The sequence below is a fragment of the Laceyella tengchongensis genome (genome assembly GCF_900182735.1).
GTDB classification, from domain to species: Bacteria; Bacillota; Bacilli; order Thermoactinomycetales; family Thermoactinomycetaceae; genus Laceyella; species Laceyella tengchongensis.
In genome coordinates, this window is the sequence record NZ_FXTU01000002.1 from 285,816 (window position 1) to 305,003 (window position 19,188).

A 19,188-nucleotide genomic window follows, 5' to 3' on the forward strand; every position below is an offset into this window, starting at 1 on the left:
TATCAGACACGTGTTAGAACGATATGTTTACGCAAGAAGGTCCAGTGGCGGTCAACCAGCCCATCCATTGCCCCGTCATTTCCCATTTCGCTTTCCCACATGCATTTAACATTGAAACTCCTTCGAAATCCGCTTACATCTTTCAACTCCCTTGCCCCCAAGCACTCTCCGCAGTCTAAAAACGCCATCTTACAGGCGCTTTTTGCAGTATTTCACCTCCCTTTCCCCGTTCAACCAACTGTCTAATTTTACTTATGAAATTTTTCTTTTGTTGCCGTTTCGTTTTTGTTATACTAACGGTCGTGCATATGCTCAACAATTTCCGTATGTTCATGCGGTTTATGTGATAAAGCGATAAAGGTAAAGGCAGGCAACGCATATGAACAATAAACAATACCAAACTCCTTTATTTACGAAATTGAGAGAACACGCAAACCTCAACCCGATCCAATTTCACATCCCTGGCCATAAGAAAGGGCAGGGCATGGATCCCGAATACCGCGATTTCATCGGGTTGAACGCCTTGTCGATCGACTTGATCAATATCGCCCCTCTCGATGACCTGCACCATCCCCAGGGCATTATTCAAGAAGCCCAACAGCTGGCGGCAGAAGCCTTTGGCGCGGATCATACCTTTTTCTCCATCCAAGGCACCAGCGGAGCGATTATGACTATGGTCATGTCCGTCGTCGGCCCCGGCGATAAAATCATCGTGCCGCGCAATGTGCACAAATCCGTCCTGTCGGCGATCATCTTGGCGGGAGCATTGCCCATTTTTGTGCATCCGGAAATGGACAAAACCTTGGGTATCGCCCACGGCATCACTGCCAGCCAAGTGGAAAAGGCGTTGGCGCTCCACCCGGAAGCCAAAGCAGTGTTGGTCATTAATCCCACGTATTACGGCGTTGCTGGCAATCTCAAGGAGATTGTCGATCTGGTTCACCGACACGGCATTCCCGTGCTCGTCGATGAAGCACATGGGGTACTCACCCACTTCCATGACCGTTTGCCCCTCTCAGCAATGGATGCCGGGGCCGATATGGCCGCAACCAGCGTCCACAAATTGGGTGGCTCGCTCACTCAAAGCTCTGTGTTAAATGTGCGCGAGGGTTTGGTTAACCCGGCGCGCGTGCAATCCATTATCAGCATGTTGACTACGACTTCTACGTCCTACATCCTGTTGGCATCGCTGGACGCCGCCCGCCGCTATTTGGCCGTAAACGGCGAAGCGATCATCGAAGAAACCCTGCGCCTGGCCGATTATGCCCGACGGCAAATCAATGAAATTGCCGGATTGCGCTGCGTCGGCCGAGAATGGCTGGGAAGCGATGCGCTTTATGATTTGGATGAAACCAAGCTTCTCATTCATTTGGAAAACATGACCATCAATGGGAATGAAGCAGAAAACTGGCTGCGCGAAAACTACCAGATCGAAGTAGAACTCAGCGATTTGCACAACTTGCTCTGCTTGATCACACCTGGAGACACCCAAGACACCATTGATCAACTCCTTAATGCGCTCAAGGACATGGCTGATCGCTTTTACCAAGACAAATGTCATTCTCCGGTGGAGATTCGCCTTCCTGAGATTCCTAGATTGGTGCTATCTCCGCGCGAAGCGTTTTACAGTGAGACAGAATCCATCTTGCTGAAGGAAGCAGTCGGCCGGGTGATTGCCGAGTTCATCATGATCTACCCTCCCGGCATTCCCATCTTGGCGCCAGGCGAAGAGATCACCGAAGAAAACATCTACTATATCGAAGAACATCTCCAAGCGGGGCTCCCCGTCCAAGGGCCGGAAGACCCCACTATGCGCATGATTCGGGTAATCAAATAAGCCACCGTCTAATTGACGGTGGCTTTCTTTCATCGTTTATGTGAACCACACCGCTGTTTCAACGGCGGGCTTTTTATTTGATCAATCTTCCCGTTAGCAAATCGTGACAGACGTTCACAGCGCCAATTGGCCGCCATGATCCAGCTGACCATTCGCTCACTTATTCGCTTTTCGCGGTGGCAGCTGTTTCCGTATTTTCGCAGCCCGGGCATTTGCCATACAACGTGCCCACCTTCTCTGCCGGCACATAAGTAATCACTTCTTCACATGTTTGGCACACAATCGCTTCCATTGAAGTTCCCTCCCGAACTGATTTGCAAGCTTTTTGTAAGCGCTCTTATTATGATGTCACTTATATTATATTATGACATACTATTTATGTCAAAGGGTGATTTATTTTGCCCATTTCCCAATAAAAGCGCACAAAAAAAAGAGCAAATCCGAAGACTTGCTCTCACTGTCAATGCTCCGCTTCTATTTCCATTGTAATCGCGGGAAGGTTGCTTCTGAAAAACAACGCAATCTCCTCCGCTTCTTCCCGTGAACGAAGATTGAAAATCTTCTGCAGATATTCCAAATTCTCAGTATCCTCCATTGAAAGCAGAGAGGAGCGTCCGGTTTGCATGCAAACAACAAGCGGTTTACCAAAAAACATGTGGGTGTACACGATTCCGAAATCGTATCGGCCGTGCTCGGAAATGAAACCGACGAAGCGCACTTTCGCTTTTTCGGACTCGTCATACAGTCGTTCATAAAGACTCATCTAATCTCCTCCTCACTTTCTTTGAAGAATGGGAAAGACATTGCAACAAGCAATGTCCTCGGTCAAGTAGTTTTCCACAGAAGCCCGTGGGACAGGGCTATTATCTATTTCCCCACCCGCGTATCAATGAAACCTTTTTTTCATGAATTATATTTTTCTACTTTCGTTTCAAAAAGAGACGCCAACTCCATAAACAGAGAAACATCTTCTTCATCAATCACATTAGCACGTCTGGCGATCACAACAAGCACGCCGATCAAATGATGCCCTCGATAGAATGGCATATACACTTCGACCCTTCCGGACAATCGTTCGCGAACCATGCTCCCCCTAGCTGCAGCTACACTGATCAACCCTTCCCCGAAAGGAATGCGCTGTGGCAGAAGTCGCTCCCCTTCATCGTGACGTAACACAAAAGCATAATCCTGAACCAAATATATGCTTACCCATTGGTAACCGGGCATCTTTTTTTGCAATGACTCACACACAAATTGGTAAAGATCGTTCACTTGATCCGCGCATTTATCTGAAACGACGCCGATCTCTGAGCGTAACTCGTCGAGCAAATCCACTTTACGCATCAGAAAGCCTCCAAATCCGTAGAATAGAAAGAATTTTAACATGACCGCATACACGGGACAAGTCATTATATTTCAATTTTTTTAAAAACGTGATGAATCCATCATGAAGCTTGCAAAAATCGCGCGATTTTTCCGTTACCTTCCTATTTCCGAAAAAAACGAACCTCAAACATGTTGCGGCAAAGCACTCTTCAAACCATCGCAATGCGATCAGTGTCCAAATAATGAGATTTGATTGATTTGCGCAACCATTTCGCCCCGTGCTAAGATGGAAGTAAAAAAACATTAGCCATGGATGAGGAGCGAGTTTTCATTGAATAAAAGCGCATACATCAAGCTGGTGAAAGGTTCTGCGCAAACTGACGTTACTCTGGCCGATGTGAAGGAACTCTTGGTTCGCTACCAACATATGACTTCGCTGACCGGCCAACAGCTGGACTGGGATTATCAAGCGGCCGCCTTCCCTTACACCATCGAAGAACAGGAACAAGACGGCGTCCCCTATCTGGTACTGAAAGGAACGGAAACCCACTTGTACCGCGGCTTAGTGATTGGCGTCAGCCAGGAAGAAGATTCCGGCATCCCCTACGTCCAATTGGTTTTGCCGGAACAAGCAACGCACGGCGACCTCGCCAAAGGAAACGAATTCTCCAAGTACATAGCCAAACAGCTTAAAGGCGAACTCCACTTGTTCAACGGCCGCATCATTTATTACAATCCGCGCAAATGAAAAGCACCCTGGGAATCTCCCAGGGCGCCTTCATTTCACTTGCGCTCAAAGCGGTTGACCTGCCGAATCAGCTTCACTGTCAATACAGAACATCCAACTCCAGATCAAGCTCATTTTCCACGCGGTACAACTCTTGCAAAAACTCGGCAAATTTCTCTTTGTCCTGTTGCTCGTAACAGCGTGCCAACTTGAGAATCACCTTGTGCTCTTGTGGCTTGTCCCCTTTTTTGCGCGCCATCTTCCACACTTTCTCATACACTTGAATCGCATCACTGTAAGCGCCTTGCTTAGCGTGACAGTCCCCCAAAACAATGTACGTTTCCCGATGCGGCATGGTTTGGTGATTTCGTTCACAAATAGCCACAGCCTCTTCCAACACTTGTTTGGCTTCGTCGCTTTTGCCTTGTTCCAGCAACACCATCCCCAAATATGTATGCGTTTTTATTTTTAATTCATCCGCTTTAATTTTTTCTTGCAAGCAGAGTGCCGTGCGGAAACAATCCTCCGCCTCATCCCATTGGCCCTTGCGCAAATGGATACCGCCCAGCATCATCCACAGCTCGGATGCATGTTCTGGCTTTTTGTTGATACGGGCCAGTTCGATCCCTGCGGTAGCGTGGCTAACCGCTTCATCATACAATTTGAGCTTGGTCAGCATGGAAACCCGTGACTGCGACAAATTTAGCGCCACTTCCACATTTTTGATCTCATCGATCTGTTGCCACAAATCTTCAATCAGCCGCAGTCCCTCCTCGATCCGATCCAGCTTTTCCAACACTTTCACCTTCGCCGCTAACAACATGCTTTTATAATCGCTGCGCTCACCCGCCTCTTGGAAATGCTCTATGCCTTCTTCTACATACTTCAAGGCTTGGTCCGCATCATGCACTTCCATCGCAATGCGCCCCAGTTCATGATAACTAGCCGCTTTTATGTTGCTTTTCTGCCACTCCCCCTTCTGGTCGACGATCCGAATCGCTTCTAGAAAATGATTTTGTGATTTAACCCAATTTTTCTTCTGCAAATAGATTTTCCCTCGCAAAAAATGTACATAGGCTGTGGACAAGTGATTGTTAGGCACTGCCAATTTGCGCAATTTCTCCAAGCCTTTGTCGGGATTCATCAAGTCAACAATACTTTCCACCGCTGCCAGCTTTAATTCCATTTGCTCTTCTTCCTGCTTTTCTTTTGCCCACAATTCATGAATCTGCTCTAGGTTCACTCCCAGTTTGTCAGCGATGTACCGAACCTTTTCCTCGTTTACATAGGTGATGCCCCGCTCAATATTGCTGATCGTGGAAGGGGAAATAAAGTCATCGGCCAGATCCTCTAACCTCAGACCCAGTTCTTTCCTCCGTTTGCGCAACAATTCACCAATTTGGCTGGGATGAATATACTCCATTCGCTCATTCACCTCTTCATCAAGGATTGCATCGCAACCCCAACAAATTAATTGAAATTTTACCGCATTCTAACCATTTGATAGAAAGATTATTAGAGTTTCAAATGGAAGGGCGGTTTGACATAAATTTTTCCAGGATGTATACTCTTCGTATCACAATAATAAATTTTCAGTAAAATAAAACGAAAGGATTGAAGTGATGCTGAAATTGCTCATCTCCGGAAAACCTTCAGAACTACACCCCTTCCTGTTTGACCTTGCCACACAACCACAATATCATATGCAATTGCACACTATTGAACAATCCCCCTCCCCAACGGGAGAAGCAAAGGTGGAAGCACAGCTTCAGTTTGTACCAACCCATCGCAATCCACTGCATATCACGTTGATCACAGACACAGGTGAGGAGATTCACATCCACTTTGTCGATGGACACATGGTCAAAATGGATGAAACAATCACTTTTATCAGTGGGAAAGTTTATGACATATTTGGATAGAAAAAAGCCCCATCAACTCGGCTGGTAGGGGCATGAAGAAAAGTTGGTCTATTCTATATTGTAGCATAATTACCGGTGTATGGTAAGTGTCAATGCTAAGGATTCAGCCCCTTTCCTAGGCAGCTTGTCCAGGAAAGGGGCTGAAGGGGGTTCATATCACTTGAAACAAGTAAACTGAACCCGCAGCAAACGCACTACCCAAGCAAGTTCCAATCAACACATCTGTGGGGTAATGCAAAGCCAGGTACATGCGAGAAAATCCGACAATGATGGCATACGGCAGTAAGATAGCCATGAATGCCGTCGAATGCAGGATAAACGTTATCGCGACGGAGAACGCCGCCGTCGTATGCCCCGACGGGAAAGAATAGTCCGTCAGCGGGTTGGGGAACGTATGCAAATGCTCCAACCGCAGATAAGGACGGATTCGAGGCATCAACATCTTCAGCACGCGCACGATCAAATGGCTACCCGCGAGGGCGATCACACCTTCAACCGCCCATGTTTTAAACTCTTCGGGCATAAACAGATACCACACAAGCAGAAAACCGATCGTAGCTGTGGGGCCACCCAGATGAGTAATCCGCGGCATCAACCAATCCAACCAACGGCATTTCCAATGACAATTGACCAGTTGAATCAATGAATGGTCATATCGGGTCACCCACGAAGCAATCCCTTTCAAACCGCCTCACCTCCGCCCGCTTCAGCGTAAAATTCCCATACATTGCCATGGTAATCAAATTAGTTGAAGAGAAGGTAAATGGGGTGTTAATCTTTGCCGGAAGATCAACACCCATGTCTATGTTTATCAATTGAAAACACCTTCCAAAATCATCCTGCGCTCTTTTAAACTATATTGTTTCCAGAACCATTCACCATAGAGAAACAGATCTAAGTGCAAATGCAATCCCTCGTCGTTGCCCTTCGCTCCGTCACTCGTTCCGGAATTCCCCACATAACCGATGATGTCACCAGCTTTGATTTTTTGCCCTACCCGCACGTGGGGATCAATCCGATCTAAATGCACATAGCGAGCCATCAACCCTTTGTCATGTTGAATCCAAACCGAGCGGCCCCGCATGCGGTCAAGAATGTCCTCAGGGGTTTGTCCATCATTTTCGGCCCCTTTCGCCAACAACGCTTCCCTCTCCGGCGTCGTCATTTCCCGATAATCATGATCTGCCCGCACAACCACTCCATCAGCGATGGAATAAACGGGCGTGTTGCGGTCGATCCGAGTACCGGTGCCATAACTATACCAATCAAGCCCTTCATGCACCCCATTGCGATATGTCCGGGGAGCGCCAGGCAAATGGGAAGCTCTGGTGCTGACATGCGCGCCCTTAAGCGGCTTTTCGACAAAAGACAGATATCGGATCATGCCCTTGACAGAGAAGTTTGGCAAGTCCGGTTGCTGGGCGAACGCCGGTACAGCATCCTCATCCGCAATCCATATCGTCTTGCCACCTTCGATATTGAGTGATTGCCCGAACACCTCTTGCAGGATAGACACGGGAATGAAAACCTCCGACTCCTCGATGAGCGGCGGCTCCTTGAGTGGCGCGTAAATGCCGTTCAGATTCATGACCGCAATGTTGCGAACCAACTCAAGCCGGGCCTCGCGGTAGGTGAGCGTCATCTTGCCCGACCGCAAATCAACCCGTCCCTTGATCGGCAGGTGCCGTTTGACCTCAGCCAGTTTGATGTAGGCGGACCCGTTTTTGTGGATCACCGTCAAAGCGACGCCCTGCTGTTTGCCAGGGTTCGGTTGCTCATCGTCGGGCTTGGGATCAGGTTTAGCCGTGACAGGAGGCGTCTTGGGCTTCGCAATCGGTTTGGGTCTTTCCCCAGACGAGAGTGGGGATTCCGTTGACGTCAAATCAGCTTTGACCCATTCCTCCATCATTTGCAACCACGCTTTATTGCTTGGAGGCATAAAGACAATCAGTCCGAACAAGCTTACCATCGTTATGAATAAAGATGCCTTGTTCATGGTCATCTCCTTGATCATGCCGTTTTTCTCATCAGTCAGGAACAAAAAAGCTATTTCAACATCTTGAGAAAGGAAAATGGCTTTTTCTCTTAAACGGCGGCTTTTGGAATAACCGATAGGCAAGCTTGACGTATGCAAGCCATTTACCCTTTTGCCTAACCATTGTAAGCTGAGTCGAAATGGAGGGTCAACCGCTCTCTGTAGCGTAAATATTTCGATTCAATGAAATTGCGTTGCCCTGCGTTCAACCGTAAAAACCCTTCGCACCTCATGAGCGAAGGGTTTTCGTAACCGGAGCAGCCAAGCGCCGCTTCTTCGCAAGCAGGCATTTTCGCCGCATATAGCCTTATTCAGTCAATACCTTGTTCAACTCCGCGCTCACTTCGACGAATCGCCGTTGGGCTGCCATGAACACATCGAGTGGGAGGGTTTCGTCAAATCCTTGTAACAGCCATTCATATTCATGAATCACTTGATCGCGCAATGTTTGTTTTACCCGGTCCACCGCCGCTTGCCACGCCATGGCATAGTGCCGGCCCCACTCCGCCTTGCACTGTTCCAGATAGGCGGCCACTTCCTGTTCCAGCACGCTCTTCAATTCGCTTTCCATCCGCGCTTTTTCCCCTTTTTCAAAAAAGGCTTTGGCGCTTTTGAACAAGCTGAGCGCTTTTTTAAACGAGGCGGGCGATAGATTGGTCATCGGTTCTTTCAGCACGGGGGAAGCAATGCCCTCCTCACTGTGGAAAGTGGTTTGAAAGTCAGGGCGTACGGCTTCCAAACGCTTGGCGATGGTCTGCGCCAAAGCACTTTCCGTCCGTACAATCCATTTTTCCATCCGAAGTGCCGTCGCCCGCATTTCCTGAGACAGGTCGTGTTTGATGAATTCAACCAATTCACAGACGCAACCTTGTAATTTCTCTTTGACCTGTCCATCTTCCTTCAGCGCCGACGGGTTAAATATCTCAGTGAACACATCATGGTAGCGATAAAACATCCGTTGTTTCACATAATAGAACAACTCATTCAATTCTTTTTCTAAGGCCTGCTCTTCTGCTTTCCCACCACTGGTACTGATGATGCGTTCCATCGCTTCCCGCTCGGCAATCAGCGCCTGCCTGCTCGCTTCCTTTTCCGCTTTGCTCTGCGTTAGAGCTTGCCCCATCTGTTCCAGCATGTGCTCGGTCCGTTGCACTTCACTCCCCAACTGTTTCAATGAAACCTCTGTCAGGTCGTACAGAATAAACGACAGAAACGCTTGCTTAAACTGTGCCATACGCTCGTCTTCGGAATCGGCCAAAGCCTGTAAGCTGGACAGAGCAAACAAGCGCGGATGACGAATGCCGTATTGTTGCAACTGGCTTTCGATATATTGACGCACCATGGCCAGCTCCTCTTCGGACGAAGCCAGGTCGGCGGCATTGATCACAAAAAACATCTTATCCAGGGAAAAGACATCTTTCACCCGGCCCAACTGAATGAGAAATTCACGGTCGGCGCGGGAAAAAGGATGGTTGTAATAAGTGACATAAATGATGGCGTCGCTATTTTTAATGTATTGAAAGGCCACTTCCGTATGACGCGCATGGATCGAATCCGCTCCGGGCGTATCCACGATGGTAACCCCCTGGCGGGTCAACGGCGCATCATAATACAAAGTGACGGATTCCACAAACGCCGATTTCGCTTCGTTAGCTACGAAGGCTTCACACTCTGCTTGCGAAACCACTTTTTCGCCACCCAGCTCGCCCGCTAACTCCCCGTATCCTTGTTGAATAGCCCGCAAGAAGGGAAGCGCTAGCTTCTGCTTGGTGAAAGTGGTCGGTTCGCGCAACAGCTCCTCGATCCCCGCCACCGCCGCCTCTAGGGATTCCACTTCACGCTGAAATAAGGCAGCTACTTGCTTAAGGTCTTGATAAAGGGCTTCCCGCGATTTGAAACGAATGACTGCCTCCCCATGGGCATATCTCTCTGTCGGCGGGCAGATACGGTGAATCGTAGCCGTCGTAGGATGCGGAGACACCGGCAATACGCGCTCACCTAACAACGCATTGGCAAAGGAGGATTTCCCGGCACTAAACGCGCCAAACAACGCCACCGTATATTGTTTTCCCTCGATGCGAGCCCGTTTTTCCGCCCACTCCTCTCGCAACTGAGCGAAGTTTGGCAACTCTTGCAAGCTTTGTTCCGCTTGTTTCACCAATTGTAGCACCCAATTCGTCCGCATCGCCGCTTTAGGTGCTTGCGGCGCATCGGCCACCCGCGCGATAGTCGGCTGCTCTGGTGCAACCGTCTCTTCGGCCAGCTTCACTTCATAGCGTTGCCGAGCACCTGGGATCTCTTCATGAAGCAGGTAAGCAAGATCAGACTCGGCGACGTCAATGTCGCCACGCACTACCTGAAGGAGATATGCTTCATATTCGGCCAGCTCTCGATCTTTCGCCGCCAACTGCTGTTCCGCTGCCAACGCTTGCTTGATGTTGTTGATTTGGGCAGTCAATTGCATTTGTTGCGCTTGCATCCGATCAGCCTGTTCTCCCGCCATACGGTCATAGATGGTTTCCGCCCATTCGCGCGCCCGTTTCTTGATCGCTTGCGCCAAATCTTCGGCGTAAGTCAACACATAGGCGCCTGACCACTCCGCTCCCGGTTTGATCACTTGGGCCGGCAATTCCGGGGTCACCCATGAGACAGGCTGGTAAATCGCTTCACTGATGGGGTCCGTGTCCAATTGCCGCTCTTTGGCGAACTGCATGAGATGCGCCTTGAGATGAACTTCCAGTTGCGCTTCCACCGTCTGGCGCAATTGTTCATAAAAAGCAAGGCGACGCCGTTCTTTCTCTTGTTCCGTTTTTTTGGCGCTAAACAGAAAACCCACTTTGAACAGCGTCAACACCGTTTCCAAGTAGGCGCGGGCGGCCTCGCGCAGATCTGCCGGCATCAGGTAGGCGTTTTGTAACAAACGGTTCAAGCCGTGAACCCACGCCTCCCGTTCCCGTTCGCTTTGCCCGGCAAGCTGGCTCAACTCATTTTCGCAATCAGCCAGCCACTCGCTCATGCTACGGCCAGCAGGCGGCGTAACCGCGTGCAACATTTTCTCTAGCTTCGCCCGTTCTTCACGCTCTCGCACCCTAAGCGCGTCCAGATGTTCACCGATCAGATACTCGGCTTCTTTGCGCGCGCTCTCTTCCATACGATCTCTCTTACGCATCAGTCGCCGGATCAGTTCCTTGCATTCCGCCAATTGATTGGCCGGATGCGACCGATCAGCAAGCGAAGTATAATATACGCCAGCCGGCTGAATTCCCCATTCGGCAAACGTTTTCTCCACATTCGCTTGATACGTGGCAAACGGAAGCTCTGCGTCGCGATGTTTGTCAATCTGGTTGATGATCAGATAAACTTCCTCTTTTCGTGCGATCAGCTGCTTAATAAATGAAAGATTTCCTTCTGACTGCACATGGTTGTAATCCATCATGTAAAAGATGACATCCGCCAGATGCAAGGCAGAAAGGGTAACCGCCTGATGCGCGTCATCGGCGGAATCCACTCCCGGGGTGTCCAACAGCGCGACACCTTCAGGCAAAGCTTCCGTCTCGCGCTTGATGTGAACTGCCAGCACCTCTTCCCCATTTTTGCACAAGGCCTTCAACTCTTGCTCAGTGTAGACCCCAGCAAAACGATGGATTTCTCCGGTGCTCAACAATAGCGTAACCTCATCCTTGCCAGCCATGATTTTCACCACATTGGCACTGGTCGGAATCGGGCTGGTCGGCAAGATCGACTCACCGTACAACTCATTGAGCATAGAAGATTTGCCAGCCGAAAAATGCCCGCAAAATGCGATGGTCCATTCCCCTTTGGCCACTTTCCGCATCAAATCCGCCATTTTTTCCCGATGCTCTTCATCATGGCGCTCACCCATGGCTTGTTCCACCGCCGCCAAGCGGTGCAAAACCGGTTGGAATTTCACGTCAATCATGAAAGTGCGCTTCTCCTTTTGAACTCAGTCTAGACTCTGCATACGTTCATTATCTTACCATATTCGCGCAAGAAAGCGCCTCCTTGGGAAAACAAGAACCAGCGCGCCAGCCAAAGAACCTGAACAATATTTTCCAAATCAGTTATAATGGAAGGTGCTCGATTCCATAAAAGAAGGTGTTCGACATGTCGACAATCATCGGGATCATCTCCCTCCTTTTGAACGCGGTTATTCTGTATCTCATCTTCCGGCGGGCGGATCGCGAAGGGAGTGGTTCATCCTTGCGCAAACAAGTGGAACGATTGGAACTAAACCAAGAGCGATTGGAAAAATTGATGCGCGAAGAATTCGCCGCCAACCGGTTGGAATGGAACCGCTCGATCATTGAAAACCGGCGCGATCTGAGCAACTCCTTCAGCAATCTCACCCAATCCACCATCACCACCATTCGTGAAAGCTCACGTCAACAAAAAGACCTGCTGGACAGTTTTGCCAAGCAACTCAACGAAATGACCATCATGACCGAACGCAAACAGGAACTGCTACGAGACAAAGTGGAAGAAAAATTGAACCAGCTTCAGGAAGCCAACCAGCAAAAGCTGGAGCAGATGCGGCAGACGGTTGACGAAAAATTGCACCAAACGTTGGAACAAAGGCTGGGTGAATCTTTTCAATTGGTCAGTGAGCGATTGGAACGGGTTCATAAAAGCTTGGGGGAAATGCACCATCTGGCCACTGGCGTCGACGATCTCCGCAAAGTCTTGTCCAATGTGAAGAACCGTGGAGTCTTGGGGGAAATCCAGCTGGAAAACATTTTGGAACAATTGCTAACGCCGGATCAATACAGCAAAAACGCCACGGTCAAAGAAAATAGCAAAGAGAATGTCGAATTCGCAATCAAATTGCCCGCCAAAGACGCGGAACGCTCACATCTGTTGCTCCCGATCGATTCCAAGTTTCCATTGGACGATTACCAGCGCCTCACTGAAGCACAAGAGCGGGGACAAGCCGATCAGGCCCAAGAAGCATTGAAAAGCTTGGAAGCACGGATTAAGCAAGAAGCCAAAAAAATAGCGGATAAATACATCAATCCCCCGACAACCACCGACTTCGCCATCCTCTTCCTGCCGATTGAAGGCTTATACGCCGAGATCTTACGGCGGCCCGGACTGTGGGAGCATATCCAGCGCCAATACAAAGTCGCGATTACCGGCCCCACCACATTGTCCGCCTTTTTGACCAGCCTGCACATGGGCTTCCGCACGCTGGCAATCCAAAAGCACACCAATGAAGCGTGGAAATGGTTGAGCCTGTTAAAAACAGAATTGTTTAAGTTTGGCGACACCTTGGCCAAGGCCCAGCGCAAGTTGGACGAGGCCAGCAAAACGATCGGCCAAGCGACCAAGCAAACGGAGACGATGAAAAAGAAACTGAACCGGGTGGAAAACCTTCCCGAGCTCGGTAGCTCAGAAGCCTTGCCACTCGCGGCCAATGACGAGCGGGAATGAAACCTAAAACCGCATTCACCGCCCATAAAAAAGCCTAAGCAGTTGAAAAAGGGCCCGGCTCCTTTTTCAACTGCTCAGGCATCTTTGTTGCAGTTAGATCACGCTGTTCACGTCACTTTGATTGCCAGACCGTGTTCCGTTCAAACAGGTCAGCCACCTCTTCTAACCTCGCCAACACTTTCCCTTCGGTCTCCCCGGTCACCACCAACGTCACCGTATAATCCACACTGGTATGCGGCCCATCAAAATATTGGCCCGGCTCCGCCAGCAAACGGTATTCCGTCACCCAATCAGGAAGCTCGTCCGCTTTGGGGGCGGAGAGAAAAACCCCTTGCTTCGGCGGGATGCCGATAAAACCAATCTGCGTCTTAGGTCCCCGCCCGCTCCGCACTTGCTCGGGCACAGTCACGGCCAATCCGCATTGGGCTTGCACCGCCAGTTTGGTCAGATCCAAATCAAACGCTTGGCGGTATTCTTCACAAATGCGGGAACCTCCGGTCCGGCAAGCGATTTCACATAATATCAACTCATCCTCGGGGGTGTGGAACACCTCCGCGTGAAACGTGGTGTATTGCGGCGTGGGCAAGATATGAAGCACGTTCGTAACATAACGCTGCAAACGGGGCGTAAGCGGATTTTCTGGCTCCAGCAGATAGCTACCGAGATATTTCCCTTCCTGAAATGCGAGACAGTTGTTCAAGTATTTGGAAGGCCAACAGAGCTCAATCACTCCATCAAGCACAACACCATCAATGTGGTACATTTCACCTTCGATAAACTTCTCCACTTCCAAATGAGGGGTTAATCCCTCTGTTAAATAGGCGATGGTGTCTTCGTCGTCATGCAAAATCGTTGTATTTCGAGAGCCCATGCCATCGACTGGCTTCACCACGACGGGATATCCCTCTGCTTCGATAAAACGAACCAAATCGATCACCGAAGTAATTTCAGCAAACGGGGGAACCTTTACATTGGCCGCTTTGAGTAACGTCTTCATCTTCACCTTGTCACGAAAAGCGATCGCGCTCTCTAACGACTGGCCTTCGATCCCCAAATGCTCCCTAAGTCTTGCCGCGCGCAAAATATCCCGCTCAGCAGTAGCAACAATCCGGCGAAATGGGTTCTTTTTCGCCATCTGTAAAGCGACAAATTCAACCGCATTGTTATAGTCATAATTTTCAAAAGATAAGGCGCGCGCTTTCGCCTGAAACGCCGGCGCCAATTTTTGTTCCGTCAGGATCACCAACGGTTCGTTCAAGTCCTCCAGCCATTTGTCATAGGGTACATCATAATAAGGCAAGCGATTGAAAATTAAGATGCTCAACCCAAACGTTCCCCTTTCAATCCAAGATGTGTGAACACACCGAGCTTGCCCAGCGAGCAAGCTCGAACTTGTTGACAAAGTGGCCCGGAGCTGATTTTTGAGCCTGCGTTCCGTGGTTTGCTTAAGCGACAAGCGACTCCGCTTTCAAAAATCTCGCTCCTGCAGGGGCTCGTCTACACTGAGCTGGCTGACAAGCTAGCTCTTCCTCACCGCAAAACAGACTCATCGCTGAACCGAGTATTCACATCATAATTGCTGGAGATGACACGACGGACGCACGCTATTTCCCGTAGGGTGGGCATACCTCTGGCGGAAATCTGAAGACGTTGGTCTAACCTTAAGAAGAATAGGTTAAACCGTTGGCACATCATGTCCAATCAGCAGGGGTTCTTTTTAATATTAGAGAAAACATAATATTTTGTCAATCCATTTATTAACTTAGCTATCCGCTCCCCCGTAACGGCAGGAGCGGTCAATCATGATGACGTCGGCTCCTCATCCTGCACTTCCGCCACCAGATGCGCGGGAATGCGAATATCCTGACACTCTTCTTCCATCCGCGGCGAGCATTTCGCCTGTTCCTCAATCTGTCCTTCCAATCTGCTTTGCTGTTGATTGTTGTTCATGGCAACCTCCTTTTTTGCTTCAGTATGCCCCTCCTCCCCGCTCATTACGCCGGAAATGACCATTTAAAAAGGAGGTTGTCTCTACATGCCTTAGCTCCGCTTCACCAAGGTGAGGCTACGCGTCCGCTCCATCACATGGAAAAATTTTTGGTGAATCCCCAGCAAAACAGCTAGAATTCTAGTCGTTCTAGTTTGCTTCCCCTTGCAGGAGAAGGACGCTTTGTGCGTGGCATCTCCAGAATCAGATCAGACATGATGAATTCTCACGATTTTATTAATGTTTTAACCATTTTTCGACCACTTTACCAACTCATATAAAAAGCGAATTGTTCTTCTATTTGCAAATTTATATAATATAAACAACGAATTTCAAGTTATATAAAAAGGATGATGCCCGAATGCCAACCCGTTGGCCACACTTCCAAGACCTATGCCCCCCTTTGGGTGACAGCCTCTACTTTAACATAGGAACATGCGTACCGCTTTTGGAACCGATACATGAAGCGATCACCCAAGCTAACCATTCCCTTCAATCCCCATCTCCCAAGCCATGGTTGGTTACCGAATCAGTCTCTATGGAAGCCCGCCGGAAACTGGCATCTCTGTTAGGGGCCCACCCTAGCGAAATCTCGCTGACGGAAAACGGCACGTTCAGCATGAATGCCATCATCGCCGGCATCCCTTGGCAAGAGGGAGATGGAATGATCGTCACCGCACACGAACATGTCAGCAGTCTCGTGCCATGCTTCAACATCGCAAAACGGTACGGTCTCTTTGTCACCCTTGTCGATCCCGAAGGCAAAACAGATGAAGAGCTGATCGACGCATTAGCAAATGCCATCGATCAACGCACACGCCTGATCGTCGCAAGCCACGTCACCTGGAACACGGGTCGCATCCTGCCTGTCGCTGACATTTGCCGACTAGCCCGGGACCACCGCATGCTCACCCTTATCGACGGAGCGCAAAGCGCCGGAAACGTAAATGTCGATGTCAAAGCCATCGGTTGCGATGCGTATGCTCTCTCCGGCCACAAGTGGTTGCTGGGTCCCACCGGCACCGGGGCTTGCTATATCACCGCCAAGCTCATTGAGCAACTATGGCCCCTTGCAGCAGGCTATCAATCCATCACCGGCTTTTCCCTTAACGGGCAGATAGACTGGAAGATGGATTCACAAAAAATGGAAGGCTCTACAAAAAACATTGCCTTGGTAGCCGGACTCACCCGCGGCTTAGAACTCTTGGAGCAATACCAGCTTCCCGCGATCACCTCGCGGATCCATCATTTGGCCGCCTGGTTCAAACAGCAGCTTCTGCTTCTGCCGGGTGTCACTCTGTTCACCGACCTCGCCTTTCCCGCTTCCGGTTTGGTATGCTTCCGTATAGAAGGCCTTGCCCACGAGGAAATCGTGGACTACTGTCTGCGGCACCATCTATACATTCGCCATCTGCCGCGCCCGGAAGGCATCCGCTTTTCCATCCATGCCTTCCATTCCCACACAGAATTGATCCGCGCCCTCGTGATCCTTGAAGCTGCGATTCACCACGCCCGCAAGCAGGGAAGACATTCCACCTCCACCCTCGTCGCCTCGCACCGTGAATAAGAAGAGCGTCCACCATCACAAACACCAGCGCATCTGCATGCATATCAGCGAAAACGCCAACTTTCCAATCACCTTTACTTTCATTCGCCCTCAGGGGTGCTGGGCATGGATGATGCCATCATGTATTTATTTCCTATTTATGAGCAAATAAGTATCAATAATTTATGCATTCCTCAATTAAAAACTGTAACATATTGAATAAATATGTTATACTTAATAGCGTTCGAGGATAGCACTGTCTCGCTTATCTTCGAATCCCCACAATGAATGGTTTACTTAACTCTTCCTCGTCTCCGTCGATCCATTCTAGCGCACCCCCTCGGCGGAGACCTTTTTTGTGCCTTTAGCCCACACCATACATATGCTTACTGTCGTCTTTATCTCTTCTTTCACTTCATCACTTCAAAACAGAATTTGAGTATTTTTATCAAAAGTGCGCAGTAGCCTAGAAAAGATATATACCTTTATTTCAGTATCTGTTCAAATCTTATTCCCGCGCGCGTTTTTAAATGCAAGGATGGTTGCGATAACAATCAAGATAAAAGAAATCAACACACCTACTGTAATCGAATATTGAACATAAGGCTCTAATCCCTAGCCTATCATTAAGAAAAAGACAGCCGCTAGTGTTAAATAAACAACCTTCGGATCTCCATTTAGCATTTTGGCACCTCCTATTTTGCAAAGCAGTTATTATAATCAGCATATACTAAGGAGTATGATTTATATATGCACAATACAGGATGCAATCAGAGATTGTCGAACTCCATATCCCTCCAATAACTACATACATCCTTTTCTATAATTCATTGTTTTATATGGATAATAAATTCATCCAATATTTATTAACTCTCTCTTCAACGAAGTCACCATAAAGAAACGCGATTTACTCCTCTACCAAACAAAAAACCCTTGCACATATGCAAGGGTTTTGGTTGGTGGGCAGTATAGGAATCGAACCTACGACCTCTTCCGTGTCAAGGAAGCGCTCTCCCTCTGAGCTAACTGCCCAAGTGAAAATATGTAGTTTTTAGATAAGTTGGTGGGCCCAACAGGACTCGAACCTGTGACCGATCGGTTATGAGCCGACTGCTCTACCAACTGAGCTATAGGCCCATGATGGTGAAGTGGCGGAGCTGACGGGATTCGAACCCGCGATCTCCTGCGTGACAGGCAGGCATGTTAGGCCTCTACACCACAGCTCCAAGTTGGTTGCGGGGACAGGATTTGAACCTGCGACCTTCGGGTTATGAGCCCGACGAGCTACCAGACTGCTCCACCCCGCGATATCAATTGTTTTAATCACCATCAGCGACATTTATTAATGTACATCAATTTCTTCAAAAGTGCAAGGCCTTTTTTAAGATTTTTTATCCCAAATATAACGAACTCCATAACGCCCTTTTTTGGAGCGAAACACCTCCACTCGCTCCGGGCTATCATAACCGTACAGCCACCAGTCCTCTTGCATTCGTGCTGCCAAACACCGCGCTTGAAAGCGGCTGTCATATAATTTGGCCCAATATACCCATTGCATCATGCTTTCCTCCTTTCATCTCTTATTTTTCACTGTTTTCCATTTTTCATGCCTAAGGGCGCATGCACATTTTCCGTTTCGTCCAGAGCGGGCAGCCCCTTTCCGCATATGCTATATTAACCCAAGCAACCTTGTCGGGCTTAACTGTTCACGAGCCGACCAATATTCCCTCCTCACGGCCAAATGGTAAAGCCGTTGTCGATTGTGACAACGGCTTATTTGCATCTATAGGCCTGCTACTTGCTTTAGCCATCCAGCTGTTGGGCTGAAGCCCGCTCTTCCTCATCGCGCAGACGGTGAGCCAAACGCCCTGAAGCTGCAGCCGCGACGCTGGCGACCAAATCATCCATAAACGTCTGCACCCGCCCACCTTTTTTGGTGTCCAACTCGCGAATGAGCCCAATTTTATGCTTGTCCAAGTGACCGAAGGTAGTGACGGCAATGCTCCCATAGCCCAAAACGGAGCCCAAGGCCAATGTTTCATCACAACCAAACAGCCCTTCATCCCCTTTGACAAGGGATAAGAGCGGTTCAGACAATATATTCTGCTCCGCCAAGCGGTCCAACTCGACTCCTACTAGAATGGCGTGTTGCAATTCCCTTTTATTCAGCACGGCCAGCACGCTGTCGACGCACTGCTCCATGGTTAGATTCGGGTTATAAGGGCTCTGCATTTCGTGAACAATTTCAGCAATTGCTTCGATACTGACTCCGCGGTCTTCCAGGCTTTTCATCACTGTACGTTTCACTTCACTGCTGTGTACTCTTCTCATTTGTTTCCCTCCCATAAGCCATCTTACCA

General features: G+C 49.1%; 16 protein-coding genes and 4 tRNA genes. 5 read left to right on the forward strand and 15 right to left on the reverse strand.

Annotated elements, in window-relative coordinates; all coding sequences use genetic code 11:
- Window positions 1–379 precede the first annotated feature (379 nt).
- The gene (locus QQZ12_RS04915; RefSeq protein ID WP_102992894.1) at window positions 380–1,837 is read left to right on the forward strand and encodes an aminotransferase class I/II-fold pyridoxal phosphate-dependent enzyme; all 1,458 of its coding nucleotides are present in this window, start codon (window positions 380–382) and stop codon (window positions 1,835–1,837) included.
- A gap of 160 nt (window positions 1,838–1,997) precedes the next feature.
- Here the strand turns inward: QQZ12_RS04915 and QQZ12_RS04920 are convergent, their stop codons facing one another.
- The 3 genes from QQZ12_RS04920 to QQZ12_RS04930 all read right to left on the reverse strand — a co-directional run bounded on the left by QQZ12_RS04920 (window position 1,998) and on the right by QQZ12_RS04930 (window position 3,181).
- Complete coding sequence (locus tag QQZ12_RS04920) at window positions 1,998–2,129, reverse strand: GapA-binding peptide SR1P (protein WP_022736555.1); 132 nt, start codon at window positions 2,127–2,129, stop codon at window positions 1,998–2,000.
- A 168-nt stretch (window positions 2,130–2,297) separates the two neighbouring features.
- Window positions 2,298–2,600, reverse strand: a complete 303-nt coding sequence (locus tag QQZ12_RS04925; protein ID WP_022736556.1) for a DUF3055 domain-containing protein — start codon at window positions 2,598–2,600, stop codon at window positions 2,298–2,300.
- Window positions 2,601–2,740: 140 nt separating this feature from the next.
- Entirely contained in the window at window positions 2,741–3,181 is a 441-nt protein-coding gene (locus QQZ12_RS04930) for a GAF domain-containing protein (RefSeq protein WP_102992895.1), read from the reverse strand.
- A gap of 313 nt (window positions 3,182–3,494) precedes the next feature.
- On the opposite strand from QQZ12_RS04930, the gene QQZ12_RS04935 reads away from it, so the two are divergent.
- Window positions 3,495–3,911: a DUF1885 family protein gene (locus tag QQZ12_RS04935; RefSeq protein ID WP_102992896.1), complete on the forward strand. Its 417-nt coding sequence runs from the start codon at window positions 3,495–3,497 to the stop codon at window positions 3,909–3,911.
- 79 nt (window positions 3,912–3,990) lie between these two features.
- Here QQZ12_RS04935 and QQZ12_RS04940 read toward each other — a convergent pair whose 3' ends face one another.
- The gene (locus QQZ12_RS04940) at window positions 3,991–5,313 is read right to left on the reverse strand and encodes a helix-turn-helix domain-containing protein (protein WP_106341396.1); all 1,323 of its coding nucleotides are present in this window, start codon (window positions 5,311–5,313) and stop codon (window positions 3,991–3,993) included.
- Window positions 5,314–5,644: 331 nt separating this feature from the next.
- On the opposite strand from QQZ12_RS04940, the gene QQZ12_RS04945 reads away from it, so the two are divergent.
- Window positions 5,645–5,812, forward strand: a complete 168-nt coding sequence (locus QQZ12_RS04945) for a hypothetical protein (protein ID WP_154987435.1) — start codon at window positions 5,645–5,647, stop codon at window positions 5,810–5,812.
- A gap of 151 nt (window positions 5,813–5,963) precedes the next feature.
- Here the strand turns inward: QQZ12_RS04945 and QQZ12_RS04950 are convergent, their stop codons facing one another.
- The 3 genes from QQZ12_RS04950 to QQZ12_RS04960 form a co-directional block, all read right to left on the reverse strand.
- Entirely contained in the window at window positions 5,964–6,497 is a 534-nt protein-coding gene (locus tag QQZ12_RS04950; protein WP_102992899.1) for a phosphatase PAP2 family protein, read from the reverse strand.
- A 126-nt stretch (window positions 6,498–6,623) separates the two neighbouring features.
- The gene (locus QQZ12_RS04955) at window positions 6,624–7,808 is read right to left on the reverse strand and encodes a M23 family metallopeptidase (RefSeq protein WP_181352748.1); all 1,185 of its coding nucleotides are present in this window, start codon (window positions 7,806–7,808) and stop codon (window positions 6,624–6,626) included.
- A 346-nt stretch (window positions 7,809–8,154) separates the two neighbouring features.
- A complete protein-coding gene (locus QQZ12_RS04960; protein WP_284724044.1) occupies window positions 8,155–11,787 on the reverse strand; it encodes a dynamin family protein in 3,633 nt (1,210 codons plus the stop codon).
- A 185-nt stretch (window positions 11,788–11,972) separates the two neighbouring features.
- Here QQZ12_RS04960 and QQZ12_RS04965 point away from each other — a divergent pair, with 185 nt between their 5' ends.
- Entirely contained in the window at window positions 11,973–13,295 is a 1,323-nt protein-coding gene (locus QQZ12_RS04965) for a DNA recombination protein RmuC (RefSeq protein WP_102992902.1), read from the forward strand.
- Window positions 13,296–13,407: 112 nt separating this feature from the next.
- On the opposite strand, the gene QQZ12_RS04970 is transcribed toward QQZ12_RS04965, so the two are convergent.
- Both QQZ12_RS04970 and QQZ12_RS04975 read right to left on the reverse strand, forming a co-directional pair.
- Complete coding sequence (locus tag QQZ12_RS04970) at window positions 13,408–14,619, reverse strand: ATP-grasp domain-containing protein (RefSeq protein WP_284724045.1); 1,212 nt, start codon at window positions 14,617–14,619, stop codon at window positions 13,408–13,410.
- 476 nt (window positions 14,620–15,095) lie between these two features.
- Complete coding sequence (locus QQZ12_RS04975; RefSeq protein WP_154987440.1) at window positions 15,096–15,245, reverse strand: hypothetical protein; 150 nt, start codon at window positions 15,243–15,245, stop codon at window positions 15,096–15,098.
- A 485-nt stretch (window positions 15,246–15,730) separates the two neighbouring features.
- Between QQZ12_RS04975 and QQZ12_RS04980 the strand changes: the two genes are divergently transcribed.
- Window positions 15,731–16,849: an aminotransferase class V-fold PLP-dependent enzyme gene (locus tag QQZ12_RS04980; protein ID WP_189318857.1), complete on the forward strand. Its 1,119-nt coding sequence runs from the start codon at window positions 15,731–15,733 to the stop codon at window positions 16,847–16,849.
- 936 nt (window positions 16,850–17,785) lie between these two features.
- Here the strand turns inward: QQZ12_RS04980 and QQZ12_RS04985 are convergent.
- From QQZ12_RS04985 to QQZ12_RS05010, 6 genes are all read right to left on the reverse strand, one after another.
- A tRNA-Val gene (locus QQZ12_RS04985) sits at window positions 17,786–17,860 on the reverse strand.
- 29 nt (window positions 17,861–17,889) lie between these two features.
- Window positions 17,890–17,965 (reverse strand) — tRNA-Ile (locus QQZ12_RS04990).
- Window positions 17,966–17,977: 12 nt separating this feature from the next.
- A tRNA-Asp gene (locus tag QQZ12_RS04995) sits at window positions 17,978–18,054 on the reverse strand.
- A 4-nt stretch (window positions 18,055–18,058) separates the two neighbouring features.
- A tRNA-Met gene (locus QQZ12_RS05000) sits at window positions 18,059–18,135 on the reverse strand.
- A 74-nt stretch (window positions 18,136–18,209) separates the two neighbouring features.
- The gene (locus QQZ12_RS05005; protein WP_132222414.1) at window positions 18,210–18,389 is read right to left on the reverse strand and encodes a hypothetical protein; all 180 of its coding nucleotides are present in this window, start codon (window positions 18,387–18,389) and stop codon (window positions 18,210–18,212) included.
- A gap of 242 nt (window positions 18,390–18,631) precedes the next feature.
- On the reverse strand, window positions 18,632–19,159 hold the full coding sequence (locus tag QQZ12_RS05010) for a phosphatidylglycerophosphatase A family protein (protein WP_102992905.1): 528 nt from the start codon (window positions 19,157–19,159) through the stop codon (window positions 18,632–18,634).
- Window positions 19,160–19,188 lie beyond the last annotated feature (29 nt).

Coding starts and splice junctions, on each gene's coding strand:
- QQZ12_RS04915 (WP_102992894.1), top strand. CDS start 380: ATGAACAATAAACAATACCAAACTCCTTTATTTACGAAATTGAGAGAA.
- QQZ12_RS04920 (WP_022736555.1), bottom strand. CDS start 2,129: ATGGAAGCGATTGTGTGCCAAACATGTGAAGAAGTGATTACTTATGTG.
- QQZ12_RS04925 (WP_022736556.1), bottom strand. CDS start 2,600: ATGAGTCTTTATGAACGACTGTATGACGAGTCCGAAAAAGCGAAAGTG.
- QQZ12_RS04930 (WP_102992895.1), bottom strand. CDS start 3,181: ATGCGTAAAGTGGATTTGCTCGACGAGTTACGCTCAGAGATCGGCGTC.
- QQZ12_RS04940 (WP_106341396.1), bottom strand. CDS start 5,313: ATGGAGTATATTCATCCCAGCCAAATTGGTGAATTGTTGCGCAAACGG.
- QQZ12_RS04955 (WP_181352748.1), bottom strand. CDS start 7,808: ATGAACAAGGCATCTTTATTCATAACGATGGTAAGCTTGTTCGGACTG.
- QQZ12_RS04960 (WP_284724044.1), bottom strand. CDS start 11,787: ATGATTGACGTGAAATTCCAACCGGTTTTGCACCGCTTGGCGGCGGTG.
- QQZ12_RS04965 (WP_102992902.1), top strand. CDS start 11,973: ATGTCGACAATCATCGGGATCATCTCCCTCCTTTTGAACGCGGTTATT.
- QQZ12_RS04975 (WP_154987440.1), bottom strand. CDS start 15,245: ATGAACAACAATCAACAGCAAAGCAGATTGGAAGGACAGATTGAGGAA.
- QQZ12_RS05005 (WP_132222414.1), bottom strand. CDS start 18,389: ATGATGCAATGGGTATATTGGGCCAAATTATATGACAGCCGCTTTCAA.
- QQZ12_RS05010 (WP_102992905.1), bottom strand. CDS start 19,159: ATGAGAAGAGTACACAGCAGTGAAGTGAAACGTACAGTGATGAAAAGC.